This window comes from Actinoplanes sp. NPDC049265, assembly GCF_043197135.1.
In the GTDB taxonomy this organism is placed as follows: domain Bacteria; phylum Actinomycetota; class Actinomycetes; order Mycobacteriales; family Micromonosporaceae; genus Actinoplanes.
The window spans coordinates 330,695-346,141 of sequence record NZ_JBICSP010000003.1 but is presented as its reverse complement, the minus strand read 5'-3'; the positions used below and the strand labels follow the sequence as shown (position 1 = coordinate 346,141).

The 15,447-nt window shown below is 71.1% G+C and carries 12 protein-coding genes; 8 read left to right on the top strand and 4 right to left on the bottom strand.

The features are described from left to right. The first annotated feature begins 162 nt into the window (after positions 1-162). From ACGFIO_RS11430 to gabT, 3 genes are all read left to right on the top strand, one after another. Positions 163-2,775 carry a carboxypeptidase regulatory-like domain-containing protein gene (locus ACGFIO_RS11430; protein ID WP_392825154.1) on the top strand — a complete coding sequence of 871 codons (2,613 nt, stop codon included), beginning with the start codon at positions 163-165 and terminating at the stop codon, positions 2,773-2,775. Positions 2,776-3,046: 271 nt separating this feature from the next. Then, a complete protein-coding gene (locus tag ACGFIO_RS11425) occupies positions 3,047-4,483 on the top strand; it encodes a gamma-aminobutyraldehyde dehydrogenase (protein WP_392825151.1) in 1,437 nt (478 codons plus the stop codon). 2 nt (positions 4,484-4,485) lie between these two features. Then, positions 4,486-5,763: a 4-aminobutyrate--2-oxoglutarate transaminase gene (gene gabT / locus ACGFIO_RS11420; RefSeq protein ID WP_392825149.1), complete on the top strand. Its 1,278-nt coding sequence runs from the start codon at positions 4,486-4,488 to the stop codon at positions 5,761-5,763. Here the strand turns inward: gabT and ACGFIO_RS11415 are convergent. Continuing rightward, the gene (locus ACGFIO_RS11415) at positions 5,749-6,924 is read right to left on the bottom strand and encodes a saccharopine dehydrogenase family protein (RefSeq protein ID WP_392825146.1); all 1,176 of its coding nucleotides are present in this window, start codon (positions 6,922-6,924) and stop codon (positions 5,749-5,751) included. The genes gabT and ACGFIO_RS11415 overlap by 15 nt on opposite strands. Positions 6,925-7,104: 180 nt before the next feature. On the opposite strand from ACGFIO_RS11415, the gene ACGFIO_RS11410 reads away from it, so the two are divergent. From ACGFIO_RS11410 to ACGFIO_RS11400, 3 genes are read left to right on the top strand one after another with little or no spacing between them, the layout of a single operon-like run. Beyond that, entirely contained in the window at positions 7,105-7,560 is a 456-nt protein-coding gene (locus tag ACGFIO_RS11410; RefSeq protein WP_392825145.1) for an Lrp/AsnC family transcriptional regulator, read from the top strand. Continuing rightward, positions 7,557-8,888 carry an aspartate aminotransferase family protein gene (locus ACGFIO_RS11405; protein WP_392825144.1) on the top strand — a complete coding sequence of 444 codons (1,332 nt, stop codon included), beginning with the start codon at positions 7,557-7,559 and terminating at the stop codon, positions 8,886-8,888. The genes ACGFIO_RS11410 and ACGFIO_RS11405 overlap by 4 nt, the downstream gene beginning before the upstream one ends. Further along, complete coding sequence (locus ACGFIO_RS11400) at positions 8,873-10,153, top strand: NAD(P)/FAD-dependent oxidoreductase (RefSeq protein WP_392825141.1); 1,281 nt, start codon at positions 8,873-8,875, stop codon at positions 10,151-10,153. Before ACGFIO_RS11405 ends, ACGFIO_RS11400 begins: the two co-directional genes overlap by 16 nt. 28 nt (positions 10,154-10,181) lie before the next feature. On the opposite strand, the gene ACGFIO_RS11395 is transcribed toward ACGFIO_RS11400, so the two are convergent. Beyond that, on the bottom strand, positions 10,182-11,831 hold the full coding sequence (locus ACGFIO_RS11395) for a protein kinase (protein WP_392825139.1): 1,650 nt from the start codon (positions 11,829-11,831) through the stop codon (positions 10,182-10,184). 63 nt (positions 11,832-11,894) lie between these two features. Between ACGFIO_RS11395 and ACGFIO_RS11390 the strand changes: the two genes are divergently transcribed. After that, the gene (locus tag ACGFIO_RS11390; protein WP_392825137.1) at positions 11,895-12,395 is read left to right on the top strand and encodes an NUDIX hydrolase; all 501 of its coding nucleotides are present in this window, start codon (positions 11,895-11,897) and stop codon (positions 12,393-12,395) included. Here the strand turns inward: ACGFIO_RS11390 and ACGFIO_RS11385 are convergent. Beyond that, entirely contained in the window at positions 12,385-12,702 is a 318-nt protein-coding gene (locus ACGFIO_RS11385) for a PepSY domain-containing protein (protein ID WP_392825135.1), read from the bottom strand. The two genes, ACGFIO_RS11390 and ACGFIO_RS11385, sit on opposite strands and share 11 nt — an antisense overlap. Positions 12,703-13,012: 310 nt before the next feature. Between ACGFIO_RS11385 and ACGFIO_RS11380 the strand changes: the two genes are divergently transcribed. Further along, positions 13,013-14,458, top strand: a complete 1,446-nt coding sequence (locus ACGFIO_RS11380) for a diguanylate cyclase domain-containing protein (protein WP_392825133.1) — start codon at positions 13,013-13,015, stop codon at positions 14,456-14,458. Here the strand turns inward: ACGFIO_RS11380 and ACGFIO_RS11375 are convergent. After that, a complete protein-coding gene (locus tag ACGFIO_RS11375; protein WP_392825131.1) occupies positions 14,455-15,429 on the bottom strand; it encodes an NlpC/P60 family protein in 975 nt (324 codons plus the stop codon). The genes ACGFIO_RS11380 and ACGFIO_RS11375 overlap by 4 nt on opposite strands. Positions 15,430-15,447: the final 18 nt, after the last annotated feature.

Sequence of the window (15,447 nt, the reverse complement as noted above, 5' to 3'; positions counted from 1 at the left end):
CACGGATCGAGCCGGTGGACCGGCGGGTTCTCGCTGGGCATGCGAGAAATGGAGCTCACGACCGGGGTGGGCAAGGGGGCCGTTTGCCGGATCTCCCTGCCGGAGCTGACCGGTTAGTCTCCTGTGGACAACGGAGCTGTTCGATTCACGGGGAGCCGCAGCATGATCCGTCGGGTTCTGGCCGCCGTCGCCGCACTGTCCCTGGTCGTCGCCGGGTGGGCCGCACCCGCCCGGGCCGCCGCCGTGGGCACGGTCACCGGCACGTTCACCACAGCGGCGGGCGAGCCGATCGCGGGCGCCGGGGTCAGCGTGTACTCCGACACCAACTCCTACCGCGGCAGCACCGTCACCGACGCGAACGGGCACTACACCGTCACCGACGTGGTCGCCGCCGGCGTCAAGGTCCAGTTCTACGACCATCTGCTGCGGCAGTACGCCCACCAGGCCCTCGACCTGCCGACGGCCCAGGTGTTCCCGCTGCCGGACGGCGGGGTGGTGACGGTCGACGAGACGCAGATCCCGATCGGCACGGTCGAGGGCACCTACTCCGACGCCGCGGGCCGGCCCATCGCCGGCGCGCTGGTGACCGCGTACTCGACGGACAACCGGTTCCTGGTCAACGCCGAGACCACCGCGGACGGCCGCTACCGGCTGCTGCGGGTGCCGGCCGGGCCGGTCAAGCTGCAGTACAACCGGAACAACCTGGTGCAGTGGGCGTACCAGGCCGCCGACTTCGCCGCGGCCGACGTCATCGACGTGCCCGCCGGCCGGACCGCTGTCGTCGACGAGACGCAGCTCCCGGCGGCCACCATCCGGGGGCGGGTCACCGCGCCCGGCGGCGGCACACCGCCCAGCGACTTCTACGTCTCGGCCTACCCGGTCGGCGGGACCGGCAACATCGGCGGCACGATGGCCGACGACGGCACGTACGAGATCAGCGTCCCGGCCGGCCAGTGGCGGATCGGCGTGGAGACCGACATCACCGGCAAGCAGTACGTGCCCCAGCGCACCCAGTTCGCCGACGCCACCGTCTTCACCGTCCAGGTCGGGCAGACCGCCGACGTCGACGAGACCCTGCTCCCCCGCGGCGCGATCTTCGGCGTGCTCAAGGCCAACGGCGGCCGAACGGTGGTCGATCGGCAGGTCAGGGTCTGGCAGGGCGAAACCGTGATCGCCTCGCAATATTCCGGCGACGACGGCGGCTACTGGTTCGGCGGCCTGACCCCCGGCGTCTACCAGGTGTCGTACGAGAACGGCGACCAGACCCGCACCTGGGTGCCCGGGACGCTGCACCGTGAGCAGGCCGACGAGATCACCGTGCGGGCCGGCGAGGCGACCGAGGCCAACACCCGCGACCTGGGCTCGGCCACCGTTCGCGGGCGGCTGACCACGCCCGACGGCGCGCCGGTGCCGGACGTGTCCGTCCAGATCGACGCGGTGCCGGGCGGGCGGTCGTACGCCGATCTCACCGACGAGGATGGCTACTGGGAGGCCGACGGCATCGACCCGGAGGACTACCGGGTGTCGTTCGAGAACCTGTTCACCGACGCGAGGCAATGGGCGTACGGGAAGACCAGCGAGGCCGACGCGCGGGTCTTCACCCTCACGGCCGGTTCGGTCACCACCGTCGACGACCAGTGGGTGGTCGGCAACACGCTGCGGGTCACGGCGACCGACGCGGCCGGCGGCGGCCCGGCCGACGGCTTCTGCGTACGGTTCGGCACCTCGCCCGGTTTCTGCACCAGGACGTCGACGGTGTCGGTGCCGGGGCTTCCGGCCGGACCGATGAGCGTACGGGTCGTTCCGCTGAGCAGCAGTGACTACCTGCCCAGCGGGCCGGTGCCGGTGACCGTGGCCGACGGCGGGATCACCCCGCTGACCGTGCCGCTGGCCCGCGGCGGGCGGGTCAACGCCGAAGTGGTCGACCGGGCCACCGGCACCGGGCGCAAGCAGTGGTGCCTGAGGCTGGTGACGCCGGGGACGGGCGGCGTACCCGACGAGGACGATCAGGGCTGCACCCACAAGAACGGCCGGATCACGACGTACGCGGTGCCGGCCGGCACATACCAGCTGTTCGTCTCGTCGACCGACTCCCAGGGCCTGGGCGCGCAGTGGGTCGGCGCGAACGGCGGCACCGGCAACCAGAAGGAAGCCGCCAAGATCAAGGTGAAGGTCGGACGGACCACCCGGCTGCCGCAGATCCTACTGGACCCGGGCGGCGACGTGACCGGCGTCGTCCGCGACCCCGGCGGCGCGCCGGTGGAGAAGGTCAACGTCGGCGTCAACGCCTGGCCGCTGGACAGCACACCGCCGTTCTACGAGTCGTTCACGAACGGGACGTTCCGTGTCTACTCGCTCGGTCCGTATTCCTGGCCGCTGCTCTTCACCTCGAAGAACGGCGTCGCGCCGCGGCAGTACGCCGGCGCCACCGGCAACCGCTACCAGGCGGCCACGGTCACGGTGCGGCCGCGCGAGGGCGCGACGCTCGACTACACCCTGGCCGCGGGCGGCCGCCTCACCGGCACGGTCACGACGACGCGGTCCTTCACCACCGGCCGCCTCACCGCGGTCAACCCGGCCACCGGCGACGTCCTGGCCGCCGCCGACGTCACCAGCCCGAACCGCACCTACGACATGCCGGTCATCGGCGGCGGCGCCGTCCTGCTCCGCTGGTCCCTGACCGGCGCCGGCGGCGGCTCCGGGGCCTGGCCCGACAAGGTCAACGTCCCCCGGTCCGGCACCAAGACCGTCAACCTCACGATCCCCGAGGACTGACCGCCGGGCGATCGCCTGGGCCGCCACCGCCGGCCCGGACCGGGGACGCGGGCATCCCCAGGCCGCACCGCCGCCGCGGTCCAGGACATCGCGGCCGACTGAACGACGCGAGCCCGGGCCGGGTGAGGGGGCCGACTCCCGCACCCGGCCCGGGAAACAGCGGCCGAACACCCTCCACCGTGGTGGAAACCGTTTTCAATAGCAAGGAGGCACGCCGGAAAGATGGGCGCCGGGTCTTGCCAGCGACGGATCCAGTGCAAAGGATGGCGCCATGACCGCGAAAACCGTGCTGAAGAACGTTGTCGCCGGAGAAGCCGTTGAGCCGGCCGACGGGCGGTACGAGGACCTGATCGATCCGGCCACCGGCGAGGTGTTCGCGTCCGCGCCGGTTTCCGGGGCGGCGGACGTCGACCGGGCGATGGACGCCGCCGCCGCGGCCTTCGAGACGTGGCGGGACACCACACCCGGCGAGCGGCAGCGGGCCCTGCTGCGGTTCGCCGACGCCGTCGAGAGCAAGGCCGGGGAACTGGTCGCGGCCGAGTCCCGGAACACCGGCAAGCCGCTCGGGCTGACCGCGAGCGAGGAGTTGCCACCGGCCGTCGACCAGATCCGGTTCTTCGCGGGCGCCGCCCGGCTGCTCGAGGGAAGGTCGGCCGGCACCTACCTGAGAGGCTTCGAGTCGTACGTGCGGCGCGAACCGGTCGGCGTCTGCGCGCAGGTGACGCCCTGGAACTATCCGCTGATGATGGCCGTCTGGAAGATCGCGCCGGCCCTCGCCGCGGGAAACACCGTGGTGCTCAAGCCGTCGGACACCACACCGGTCACGTCGCTCATGCTGGCCGAGATCGCGAGCGAGTTCCTCCCGGCCGGCGTGCTCAACGTGATCACCGGCGACCGGGACACCGGGCGGCTGCTGGTGTCGCACCGGACCCCGCAGATGGTGTCGATCACCGGCTCGGTGCGGGCCGGCATGGAGGTCGCCGAGGCCGCCGCCAAGGACCTCAAGCGCACCCACCTCGAGCTGGGCGGCAAGGCGCCGGTGGTGGTCTTCGACGACGCGGATGTCGAGGCGGCCGCGCAGGCGATCGCCGAGGCCGGCTACTTCAACGCGGGACAGGACTGCACGGCGGCGACGCGGGTGCTGGCCGGGCCACGGGTGTACGACGACTTCGCCGCCGCGTTGGCCGAGCAGGCGAAGAACACCCGGACGGGCGCCGCCGACGACAAGGACGTGCTCTACGGCCCCCTGAACAACGCGTCGCAGCTGACACGGGTCAGCGGGTTCGTGGACCGGCTGCCCGACCACGCCGACCTGAAGGCGGGCGGCAGCCGGCAGGGCGATCGCGGCTACTTCTACACGCCGACGGTGGTCAGCGGCCTGCGGCAGGAGGACGAGATCATCCAGGACGAGGTGTTCGGGCCGGTCATCACCGTGCAGCGGTTCACCGACGAGGACGAGGCGGTGCGCTGGGCCAACGGCGTGCGGTACGGCCTGGCGTCGTCGGTGTGGACGGCCGACCACGGGCGGGCGATGCGGATGACCCGGCGGCTGGACTTCGGCTGCGTCTGGGTCAACTGCCACATCCCGCTGGTCGCCGAGATGCCGCACGGCGGGTTCAAGCACTCGGGCCACGGCAAGGACCTTTCCGTGTACGGGCTGGAGGACTACACCCGCGTCAAGCACGTCATGCACAGCCTCGGGGAGTGACCGTGACGTCCTCCGACGAACTGCACAAGCGCCGGGCGTCAGCGGTGGCCCGCGGGGTCAGCTCGGTGATCTCGTCCTACGTGGACACCGCGGCCGGCGCCGGGATCCGCGACGTGGACGGCAACACGTGGCTGGACTTCGCCTCCGGCATCGCTGTCACGTCGGTCGGCAACGCCGCTCCGCGCGTCGTCGCGGCCGTCCAGCAGCAGGCGGAAAGGTTCACCCACACCTGTTTCATGGTCGCGCCGTACGAGTCGTACGTCGCGGTCTGCGAGCAGTTGATCGAGTTGACACCGGGCGCCTTCGAGAAGCGGGCGGCCCTGTTCAACTCGGGCGCCGAGGCCGTGGAGAACGCCGTCAAGATCGCCCGCCACGCGACCGGCCGGCCGGCGGTCGTGGTGTTCGACCACGCCTACCACGGCCGGACGAACCTGACGATGGCGCTGACCGCGAAGGTGATGCCGTACAAGCACCGGATGGGCCCGTTCGCCCCCGAGGTCTACCGCGCCCCGATGTCCTATCCGCTGCGGGACGGCGGCCGGTCCGGGCCGGAGGCCGCCCGCACGGCCATCGACGTGATCGAGAAGCAGGTCGGCGGCCCCAATGTCGCGGCCGTGCTGATCGAGCCGATCCAGGGTGAGGGCGGCTTCGTCGAGCCCGCGCCCGGCTTCCTGCCCGCGCTGGCCGCCTGGGCCCGGGACAACGGAGCGGTGTTCATCGCCGACGAGATCCAAACCGGTTTCTGCCGTACGGGCGACTGGTTCGCCAGCGAGCACGAGAACCTGGAGCCGGATCTCGTGACGACGGCCAAGGGCATGGGCGGCGGCCTGCCCATCGCCGGTGTCGTCGGCCGCGCCGAGATCATGGACGCCGTGCACGCGGGCGGCCTCGGCGGCACCTACGGCGGCAACCCGATCGCTTGCGCCGCCGCGCTCGCCGCCGTCGAGACGATGCGCGAGCTCGACCTGACCACGGCCGCCCGCCGCATCGGCGACGCCATGCTGCCCCGCCTGCGCGAGATCGCCGACAAGGCCGACGGCATCGGCGACGTCCGTGGCCGCGGCGCCATGATCGCGGTCGAGCTGGTGCGGCCCGGCGGCATCGACCCGGACCCACCGGCCGCAGCGGCCGCCGCCAAGGCCTGCCACGAGGCCGGTCTGCTGGTGCTGACCTGTGGCACCTACGGCAACGTGCTGCGGTTCCTCCCGCCGTTGGTGATCAGCGACCCCGACCTGGCCCGAGGCCTCGACATCGTCGAGCGCGCGCTACTGCTCCCGTAGGGCCCAGGGGGTGCCGTACTCGATGAGCTTGTCCAGGAACGGCACCGCGTCGAAGGCCTCGGGCCCGAGGACGCCGGCGCCGGTCCACGTCCCGGTCCGGAGCAGCTCGAGGGCGATGATCGGGTTGACGGCGGTCTGCCAGACGACGGCCTGGGCGCCGTAGGACGCCATCGACCACTGGTTGTCGACCAGGTGGTAGAGGTAGACCGAGCGCGGCAGGCCGTCGGGGCCGAGACCGGTGACCAGGGTGCCGGCGCAGGTCGAGCCGGTCATCCGGGAGCCCAGCGTGGCCGGGTCGGGCAGCACCGCGGCGACCACGTCGCGGGGTGACACCTGGACGCCGCCGACGCTGACCGGCTGGGTGCGGTCGAGGCCGAGTTTGCGCAGGGTCTTGAGGACGTCGATGAACTCCTTGCCCAGCCCGTACTTGAAGGTGACCTTGCGCGCGTCGACCCAGCGCGGGATGAGCAACACCTCCTCGTGCTCGACGTGGACGCACTCGACCGGGCCGATGCCGCCGGGGAAGTCGAAGGTCTCCGGCTCGCTGAGCGGCTCGCAGGTGTACCAGCCGCGGTCCTTCTCCCAGATCACCGGCGGGTTGAGGCACTCCTCGATGGTTGTCCAGACGCTGAACGAGGGCGCGAAGTCGTACCCCTCGACCTTGAGGTTGCCGCCGTCGCGGACGCCGATCTCGTCGATCCGGGTGAAGAGGTGGTCGGCGGCGTACCGCGCGAACACGTCGGACAACCCGGGCTCGACGCCGATGCCGACCAGCGCCAGCCGTCCGGCCGTCACCCAGTCATCGGCCAGCGCGAACTGCTCGTCGCCGAGGCGGACGCCGGGCCCGGACAGCGACATCGCCATGTCCAGGTAGTCCGCTCCGGCGGCCAGCGCGCCGGTGAAGATCGGCATGACGAAGCGCGGGTCGACCGCGTTCAGCACGTGGGTGATCCCGTGCTCGCGGCACAGCGCGGTGACCGCCGCGGCATCGGCGGCGTCGACCTTGGCCGCGACAAATCGGGCGTCCAACGACGAGATGGCCGCCGACGCCTTGGACAGATCGTGATCAGAGACCACGAAGGTGTTGAAAAAGTCACGCCGAGCGGCGATGCCGGCGGCCGCCGCACCCACCCCGCCGGCACCGATGAGAAGGATCCGCATGTCGCCCACCAAACTGAAACCGTGTTACCGCAGCGTTCCCACCACGGAAACACTTGTCAAGACCTCAGAAAGTTGCGATAAACGTATGTACATCCACCGCAGCAACGGATTCAATGGGGTGACAAGTAACCGACCACGGATTCCATTGCCAGGCCGGGTGTCCCCGGGGACAATCGCGGCGTGACGGACCTGGCGCTGGACGACATCAACAAGCAGATCATCGAGCACCTGCAGCGCGACGGGCGGATGTCGTACGCCGCGCTGGCCAAGACCATCGGGTTGTCCGAGGCCGCGGTACGTCAACGCGTACAACGACTGCTGGACGGCGGGCTGATGCAGATCGTCGCGGTCACCGACCCGCTGACGCTCGGCTTCGCCCGGCAGGCCATGGTCGGCGTCAAGGTGATCGGTGACCTCCGGGTGGTGGCCGACGAGCTGGCCAAGATCCCGGAGGTGGACTACGTGGTGATCTGCGCCGGCGGCTACGACCTGCTCGTGGAGCTGGTCTGCACCGACGACGAACACCTCCTGGACCTGCTCAACGAGAAGGTACGGGCGGTCGAGGGCGTCGCCGGCACCGAGACGTTCATGTACCTGAAGCTGGCCAAACAGACGTACGCGTGGGGAACGAGATGACGCAGGACCACCTCTGGATGCACTTCACCCGTCTGTCCGCCGGCGAGGCACCGGTCATCGTGCGCGGGCAGGGTCCGTACATCTGGGACCAGAACGGCAAGCGCTACCTCGACGGGCTCTCCGGCCTGTTCGTCGTGCAGGCCGGGCACGGCCGCACCGAACTGGCCGAGGCCGCCGCCAAGCAGGCCGCCGAGCTGGCCTTCTTCCCGCTCTGGTCGTACGCCCACCCCACCGCCCTGGAGCTGTCCGAGCGCCTCGCCACGATGGCGCCGGGCGACCTCGACCGGGTGTTCTTCACCACCGGCGGCTCGGAGGCGGTGGAGAGCGCGTGGAAGCTGGCCCGCAGCTACTTCAAGCAGACCGGCAAGCCGATGAAGACCAAGGCGATCTCGCGGATGGTCGCCTACCACGGCACCACCATGGGCGCGCTGTCGATCACCGGCCTGCCCGCGCTCAAGCAGCAGTTCGAGCCGCTGGTGCCGTCGACGTTCCGGGTGCCGAACACCAACTACTACCGCCGGCCGGACGAGAACATGACGCCCGAGCAGTTCGGGATCTGGGCCGCCGACCGGATCGCCGAGGCCATCGAGTTCGAGGGGCCGGACACCGTCGCCTGCGTCTACCTCGAGCCGGTGCAGAACTCCGGCGGCTGTTTCCCGCCGCCGCCGGGCTACTTCCAGCGGGTACGCGAGATCTGCGACCGCTACGACGTGCTGCTGATCTCCGACGAGGTGATCTGCGCGTTCGGCCGGCTGGGCGAGTTCTTCGGCGCCGACCGGTACGGCTACCAGCCCGACATCATCACCTGCGCCAAGGGCCTGACCTCGGGCTACGTGCCGCTGGGGGCGATGATCGCGTCGGAGCGGCTGGTCGAGCCGTTCCTGACCGGCAGCGCGTCGTTCGCGCACGGCATCACGTTCGGCGGGCACCCGGTCGGCGCCGCGGTGGCCAACGCCAACCTGGACATCTTCGAGCGTGAGGACCTCAACGGTCACGTCCGCGCCAACACCGATCTCTTCCGCTCGTACCTCAACCGGCTTTTGGATCTGCCGATCGTCGGCGATGTCCGGGGCGACGGCTACTTCTTCGGCATCGAACTGGTCAAGGACAAGGCGACCAAGGAGACGTTCGACGCCGAGGAGTCCGACCGGCTGCTGCGCGGTTTCCTGTCCCAGGCCCTGTTCTCCGCCGGCCTGTACTGCCGCGCCGACGACCGCGGTGACCCGGTGGTGCAGCTGGCGCCGCCGCTGATCTGCGAGGAGCAGCACTTCGCGGAGATCGAGCAGATTCTGCGTACGGTGCTGAGCGAGGCGTGGAGCCGCATCTGAGCCCGTCGTTCTGGCTGGCGTCGCTCGCACCGATCGAACCGCGCCGGCCGCTCGACGGCGACGTCTCGGCCGACGTGGCCATCTGCGGTGGCGGCTACACCGGGCTGTGGACGGCGTACTACCTGGCCTCGCTCGACCCCTCGCTGCGGATCGTCGTCCTGGAGGCGAACTACTGCGGCTTCGGCGCGTCCGGGCGCAACGGCGGCTGGTGTTCGGGGCTGTTCCCCCGAGATCTGCCCGGGATGGCGCCGGCGCTGGCCGACGCGGTCGACGAGGTGGGCCGGGTCACCGCCGCGGAGGAGATCGACTGCCACTACGCCAAGGGCGGCACGATCTCTCTGGTACGCACGGAAGCCCAGCTCCGGCGGGCCGCCTCGGCGCCCGGCTTCGTGGACGCGGCCACCGCCCGTGACATCTGCGGTGCGATCGGCGTGCTGGGCGGCGTCTACAGTCCCGACTGCGCGGCGTTGCACCCGGCCCGTCTGGTACGCGGGCTGGCCGACGCCGCCTCCCGCCGCGGCGTGATCATTCACGAGGGCACCCGCGTCCGCACCGTCAGTGGTAGCCCCGGGCGCCGTCCGGGGGCGGAACACCGGCCTGGGCTACCACTGACGGTGCGGACCGACCGCGGGACCGTCACGGCCCCGGTCGTCGTGCACGCGCTGGAGGCGTGGCGGACGACGCTGCCCGGCTTCCGGCGTTCCGTGGCGCCGGTCTACTCGCTGATGATCGCCACCGAGCCCCTCGACGCCGCCACCTGGGCGCGCATCGGGCTGCGGCGGCGCGAGACGTTCACCGACGAGCGGCGGCTGGTCATCTACGGGCAGCGGACCGCCGACGACCGGCTGGCGTTCGGCGGGCGCGGGGCGCCGTACCATTTCGGCTCCCGGATCCGGCCCGGCTACGACCATGTGCCGCGGGTCTTCGAGGCGCTGGAACGGACCCTGACCGAGCTCTTCGCGATCACGCCCAAGGTCACCCACCGGTGGGGCGGCCCGCTGGGCGTCCCGCGCGACTGGACCCCGTCGGTCGGCCTGCGCGACGACGGCCTGGCCTGGGGCGGCGGCTACGTCGGCGACGGGGTGGCCGCGGCCAACCTGGCCGGGCGTACCCTCGCCGATCTGATCCTGAGAAGACCCACCGACCGCGTACGCCTGCCCTGGGTGAACCACCGCTCGCGCCGCTGGGAACCGGAACCGGCCCGCTGGCTCGGCATCAACGCCGCCCTGCGCGGCACGATCCTGCTCGACCGCCTGGGCCGCTAGGACGCATCTGGACGACCCCGGCGCGGTGCTACCAGGCCACGACGCCCTGGGTGCTCGGCTGGAGGGTGCCGAGCTGGAGGCTGCTCATCGCGATCTGCGGGCGGGACGCGTCCGGGAAGCCCTCCGTCTCGGCCACCACCCCACGGCTGCCCGCCTCCAGGCCGGCCCGGAAGGTGGCGGCGGCCGGGCAGGTGTCACGGTCGCAGGCCACCCATTTGATGCCCTGGAACGATCCGCCGCCCGGGCGCAGGATCATGTCGGCGGCGGCGCCCGGCTCGTTCACGTTCTTCGTCGGCACGTCGATCGGCTCGTCGGCCGGGTTGTAGAGGGAGACGAACGCACGGCCCTTGATCCGGCAGCTTTGGTTGGACTCGTTCACGACCGAGACGATCGCCTTGTGGGTGCCGGCGGCGGCCGGGTTGTCGTCCTGGGCGATGAGCGTGACGCTGATCGCCGCGGTCCGGCAGGGCGGGGTGACCGGCTTGCTCCGGGACGGGACGACGACCGGGCCGCCCTCGCCGGCCCCGGACGGGCGGCCGGTCGCGGTCCGGCTCGGGGCGGGGGCGACGCTGGTCGCCGGGGCGGCCGAGGGCGGGCCGGACGACGGTGCCGGGCCGGGTTCGGACGGCCCGGCGGCGAGGTCCGACCCGGCCCGCGGAACGTCGGAGTCGACCAGCTGCCGGACCGGGGTGAAGGCGAACACGCCGGCGGTCACGATGCCGATCAGGGCGATGGCGGCCAGGACCGGTGCCAGTCGCCCCCACCGGCGCCGGCCGCTGACCACCGTCGAGGCGTTGTTCGCGGCCGGCTGCCGGACCGCGTGGGTGGCCTGCCGCAGCTCCGGGGTGTTGCCGGAGGCCCCGGCGGCGACCAGCATGTCGATCAGCTGGGCGGCGGTGGGCCGGCGGTCCGGTTCCTTGGCCAGGGTCATCGCGACCAGGTCGCGCAGCGGGGCGGGCAGGCCGGTCAGGTCGGGCGGCTGGGTGAGGATGCGGGCGGCGGTCGCGGCGGCGGAATCGCCGGTGAAGGGGGTGCGGCCGGTGCCCGCGTACGCGACCACGACACCCCACGCGAAGACGTCCGCGGCCGGGCCGATGGTGGCCCGGGCCGAGCCGGCGTCGAAGCGTTCCGGCGCCATGTAGGCGACCGTGCCGACCATCTGATCGGTGCCGGTGTGCTGGCTGGTGGCCTCGAACGCGCGGGCGATGCCGAAGTCGATCACCTTGGGGGTGCCCAGCGAGAACAGCACGTTGCGGGGCTTGAGGTCGCGGTGGATCACCCCGGCGCCGTGGATGGCGGCCAGCGCGGTGGCCACGCCCACGGCCACGCTGTAGAGGTTGCCGCCGGTCAGCGGGCCCTGCTCGGTGACGACGTCGGCCAGGCTGGGACCGTCGACGTACTCGACGACCAGGTAGGGCGTCTCGTGGTCGGCGTCGGCGTCGAGCAGCTCGGCCGTGCAGAACGGGGGCACCTGGCGGGCCCGGTTGACCTCACTGCGGAACCGCGCGCGGAACTCTTCCTCGTACGCCAGCTCCGGTTTGATGATCTTGATCGCCACGGGCCGGCCGTCGGGGGCGCGGCCGAGGAAGACAGTACCCATGCCGCCCTGGCCGAGGCGGCTCTCGAGTCGGTAATGGCCGATCTGGCGCGGATCGTTCGGTCGCAGCGGGCCCCTCATCGTGGCGAAGATACTACGGACGAATCCGGCGCACCCAGGTCGGCCGGCGTTAGTCTCGGACCGGTGGACGAGCTGATCGACGTCGTGGACGAGCAGGACCGGGTGGTCGGGCAGGCGCTGCGCAGCGAGTCGTACGCCCGCGGGCTGCGCCACCGCTGCGCCTTCGTCCTGGTCCGCGACGCCGACGACCGCGTTTTCGTGCACCGGCGGACGGCGACCAAGCAGGTGTTCCCGTCGCTCTACGACATGTGGGTGGGCGGCGTGGTCGGTGCGGGCGAGACCTACGACGAGGCCGCGCTGCGCGAGGCGCGGGAGGAGCTCGGGGTGTCCGATCTGCCCCGGCCGCGGCCGCTGTTCAAGTTTCTGTACGAGACCGGGACGCACGCCTGGTGGTCGGCGGCCTACGAGCTGAGGTGTACGCGACCCGTCCGGCCCCAGGCCGAGGAGGTCGCCTGGCACACGTTCCTCACCGATGGGGAACTGGCCGCCAAGCTGACCGAGTGGCAGTGGGTGCCGGACGGGCTTGCCGCCTACCGTGAGCTGCTGAGGCGCGTCAGTCCTTGATGTCGTGCCGGGTGATCTCGCCGGTGACGGCGTCGAGGCGGATCCGGTGCTCGAACCGGCCGTTGCGGATCTCCACCCGATACTCGGCGTGCTCGGACTTGAGCTCGAACTTGGTGATGGTGCCGCCGCCGCTGGCCTCGAGCGCGATGGCCTTGGCCTCGTCGGCGGTGATGAACTCGTCCGCGTACGCCGACGACGTCACCGCCGCCGGCGCGTGGGTCACCGCGGCCGACGCGGCACCGGCCGCACCCGCCACTCCGGCCAGCGCGAACACTCCGACGACGAGCACGCGACCTACGTTTTTCATGACTTTTCCCCCTACTACCGACAAGAAGTACATCGATGTCCGACGATAGTTGAGGCTTCCATCATTGTCGATTGGCAACCAAATTGACTGCCCTAACGGACACCAGTCACCGTCATTCGTGACGTCCACCGAGACGCCGGCGTGACCCCGGACCCGTCCCGTCGGCACCGGCCGCCGACCCCTGCCGGCGCCATCGCGGCACCCCGGCGAGGGCCATGACCTGGAATTGCGCACCGGGGAAGAGTTCATTCACCCGTCCCGCCGCCGATGGTTCTCCTGACGCCCGACGTGGGCGGCCCTGGAGGACGAGATGCGAGCGCAGTTGGCCAAGGCGGTGTATTTCGGCCGCAACGGGATGGAACCCATTCTGGTGCTGGCCACTATCGCCGCTTTGCGCCTCTTCGGCCTCTCCGGTGACACCCCGCTCTGGATGATCGGCACGCTGCTGGCCGTCGGCGCCGTCTGGCAACAGCCCGCGGTGCAGCACCGGCTCTCCGGCGGGATTCACGGCGGGCGGCTCTGGGCGCGGATCGGCCTGCACGTGCTGCAGACCACGGCCGTCATGTACATGACCGGCTGGGGTGCCCTGCTGGCCGTCGCCCACCTGCACGTCTTCACGCTCTACCTGAAGGAGGACGGCTCGCGGTCGTGGCGGCCGCTGGCGGTCAGCAGCGCGGTCTCGATCGCGCTGGGCGAATTGTCCTTCTCGTACGGGATCCTGCACGGCTACCTGCCGCGGCCGCAGTCACACGGCATCTCGATGCTGATCGCGCTCGGCACTCTGACCACGGCACGTGTCCTCGGCCAGGCCACCCGGCAGCGGGAACGGGCGGAGAGCGCGTTGCGGGCCAGCGAGGAGCGGTTCCGCACGCTGCTGCGCGACGGCAGTGACGTGATCACGGTGAGCGCCGCCGACGGCACGGTCACCTACGTCAGCCAGGCCATCGCCCAGGTGATGGGCTACTTCCCGAACGACGTCACCGGCAGGCGGCTGCGCGAGTACGTGCACCCGGACGACCTGCTCGCCGACGCCGAGCTGCACGAGCGGGTGCTGGCCTCGGACGGCGCCCAGGAACACACGGCCGAGCTGCGCTACCGGCACGCCGATGACGCCTGGCACTGGCACGAGGTGATCCTGCGCAACATGCTGGACAACCCGCAGGTGGCCGGGGTGGTCGGCCATCACCGGGACATCACCGAGCGGCGGGCCGTGCAGGACCGGATAGCGCACGCCGCCGCCCACGACGGCCTGACCGGGCTGGCCAACGGGCCGACGCTCAACCGCGACCTGGAACGCGCGCTGGGCCAGGGCACCCGCTACCAGCACCCGGTCGGCATGCTCTTCCTCGACCTGGACGGGTTCAAGCTGGTCAACGACACGTACGGCCACGACGTCGGCGACCGGCTGCTGTCGACGGTCGCGGACGTGGTCCGGCGCACCGTGCGGGACACCGACACGGTCGGCCGGCTCGGCGGCGACGAGTTCGGCGTGGTGCTGACCCGGGTGGGTGGCGCCGACGAGGCGATGTCGGTGGCCCAGCGCATCATCGAGGGCATCGAGGGCAACGCCTCGGTGGCCGGCCTCAAGCTGGACGTCGGCTGCAGCATCGGCGTCGCGCTGGCCCTCCCCGGCGGCTCGGACGCGAAGACGCTGATGCGCCATGCGGACGCGGCGATGTATCGCTCGAAGCGCCGCGCCCGCAATGGCTACCAGTTGTACGAGGAGGAGGACGTCACCGCGCCCTGGCTGACCTAGCCCGGCCGGCGGTAGCCGATGGCGTTCATCCGGTCGATGTCGGCCATCCGCACGTGGTCACCGGTGTGCGGGGCGTGCACGATCTTCCCGCCGCCCACGTAGATGGCCACGTGGTGCGGATAGAAGACCAGGTCACCCACCTGCAGCTCGGACCGGCTGACCGCCCGCCCCTGACCGATCTGGTCACCGGTGTAGTGCGAGAGGTGTACGCCAACCGCGTCCCACGCCGCCATGGTCAGGCCGGAGCAGTCATAGCCGCCCGGTCCGATGGCGCCGAAGATGTACGGCTTGCCGATCAGGCTGCAGGCCCGCTGTGCGGCCCGGTTGCCCTTCTCCTTGGTGTACGTGGCCGGGCACGGGCCCAGCCGCAGCGGACCGTCGTCCGCGGTCTTGCCGTAGGCCGCGAGCCGCATCTTCTGCAACTCGTCGACCTGCTTCTGGATGCCGGCCTTGCTCTTGGCCAGACCGGCGTCCTGGGTGGCCAGCGTCTTCGTCAGGGTGTCGAGGTCCTGCTTGTCCTGGGAGAGCTGGTCCTTGAGGGTCACGACGTCCTTGACCGAGTTGCGCTGGTGCTTCGCGAACTGGTCGAGGAACTCCAGCTTGTCGGTCAGGCCGGTGGCGTTGCCGGTGAGGAGCATCGCCTTCATCGCTGAGGGCGAGCCCTGCATGTACGTCTGGGCCGCCTGCTCGCGCACCTGGCCCATCGCCACGTTGACCTGAACCTCGAGGGGGGTCAGCCGCTTCTGGATGGCGTCCAGCTTCTTGCGGTTGGCCTGGAGGTCGCCGTGCACCTTGTTGTACTTCTCGATGACCGGTTCGAGCTTGTCCCACTGCTGGTCGATCTGCTTCTCGACAGCACCGGGGGTCGGTTCGGCCAGGATTCCTGGCGTCGCGACCGCCGGCTTGGGGATGACCAGCACGGTCGCAAGAACGGCGAGAACGCTGATCAATCGGCGGGCTGCGCGGCTCACGAAGGTGGTCGGTCCTTT

Excerpts from the sequence above, each read along its gene's own strand:
- ACGFIO_RS11380 (WP_392825133.1), top strand. The coding sequence starts at position 13,013 with ATGCGAGCGCAGTTGGCCAAGGCGGTGTATTTCGGCCGCAACGGGATG.
- ACGFIO_RS11405 (WP_392825144.1), top strand. The coding sequence starts at position 7,557 with ATGACGCAGGACCACCTCTGGATGCACTTCACCCGTCTGTCCGCCGGC.
- ACGFIO_RS11395 (WP_392825139.1), bottom strand. The coding sequence starts at position 11,831 with ATGAGGGGCCCGCTGCGACCGAACGATCCGCGCCAGATCGGCCATTAC.
- ACGFIO_RS11425 (WP_392825151.1), top strand. The coding sequence starts at position 3,047 with ATGACCGCGAAAACCGTGCTGAAGAACGTTGTCGCCGGAGAAGCCGTT.
- ACGFIO_RS11385 (WP_392825135.1), bottom strand. The coding sequence starts at position 12,702 with ATGAAAAACGTAGGTCGCGTGCTCGTCGTCGGAGTGTTCGCGCTGGCC.
- ACGFIO_RS11430 (WP_392825154.1), top strand. The coding sequence starts at position 163 with ATGATCCGTCGGGTTCTGGCCGCCGTCGCCGCACTGTCCCTGGTCGTC.
- ACGFIO_RS11415 (WP_392825146.1), bottom strand. The coding sequence starts at position 6,924 with ATGCGGATCCTTCTCATCGGTGCCGGCGGGGTGGGTGCGGCGGCCGCC.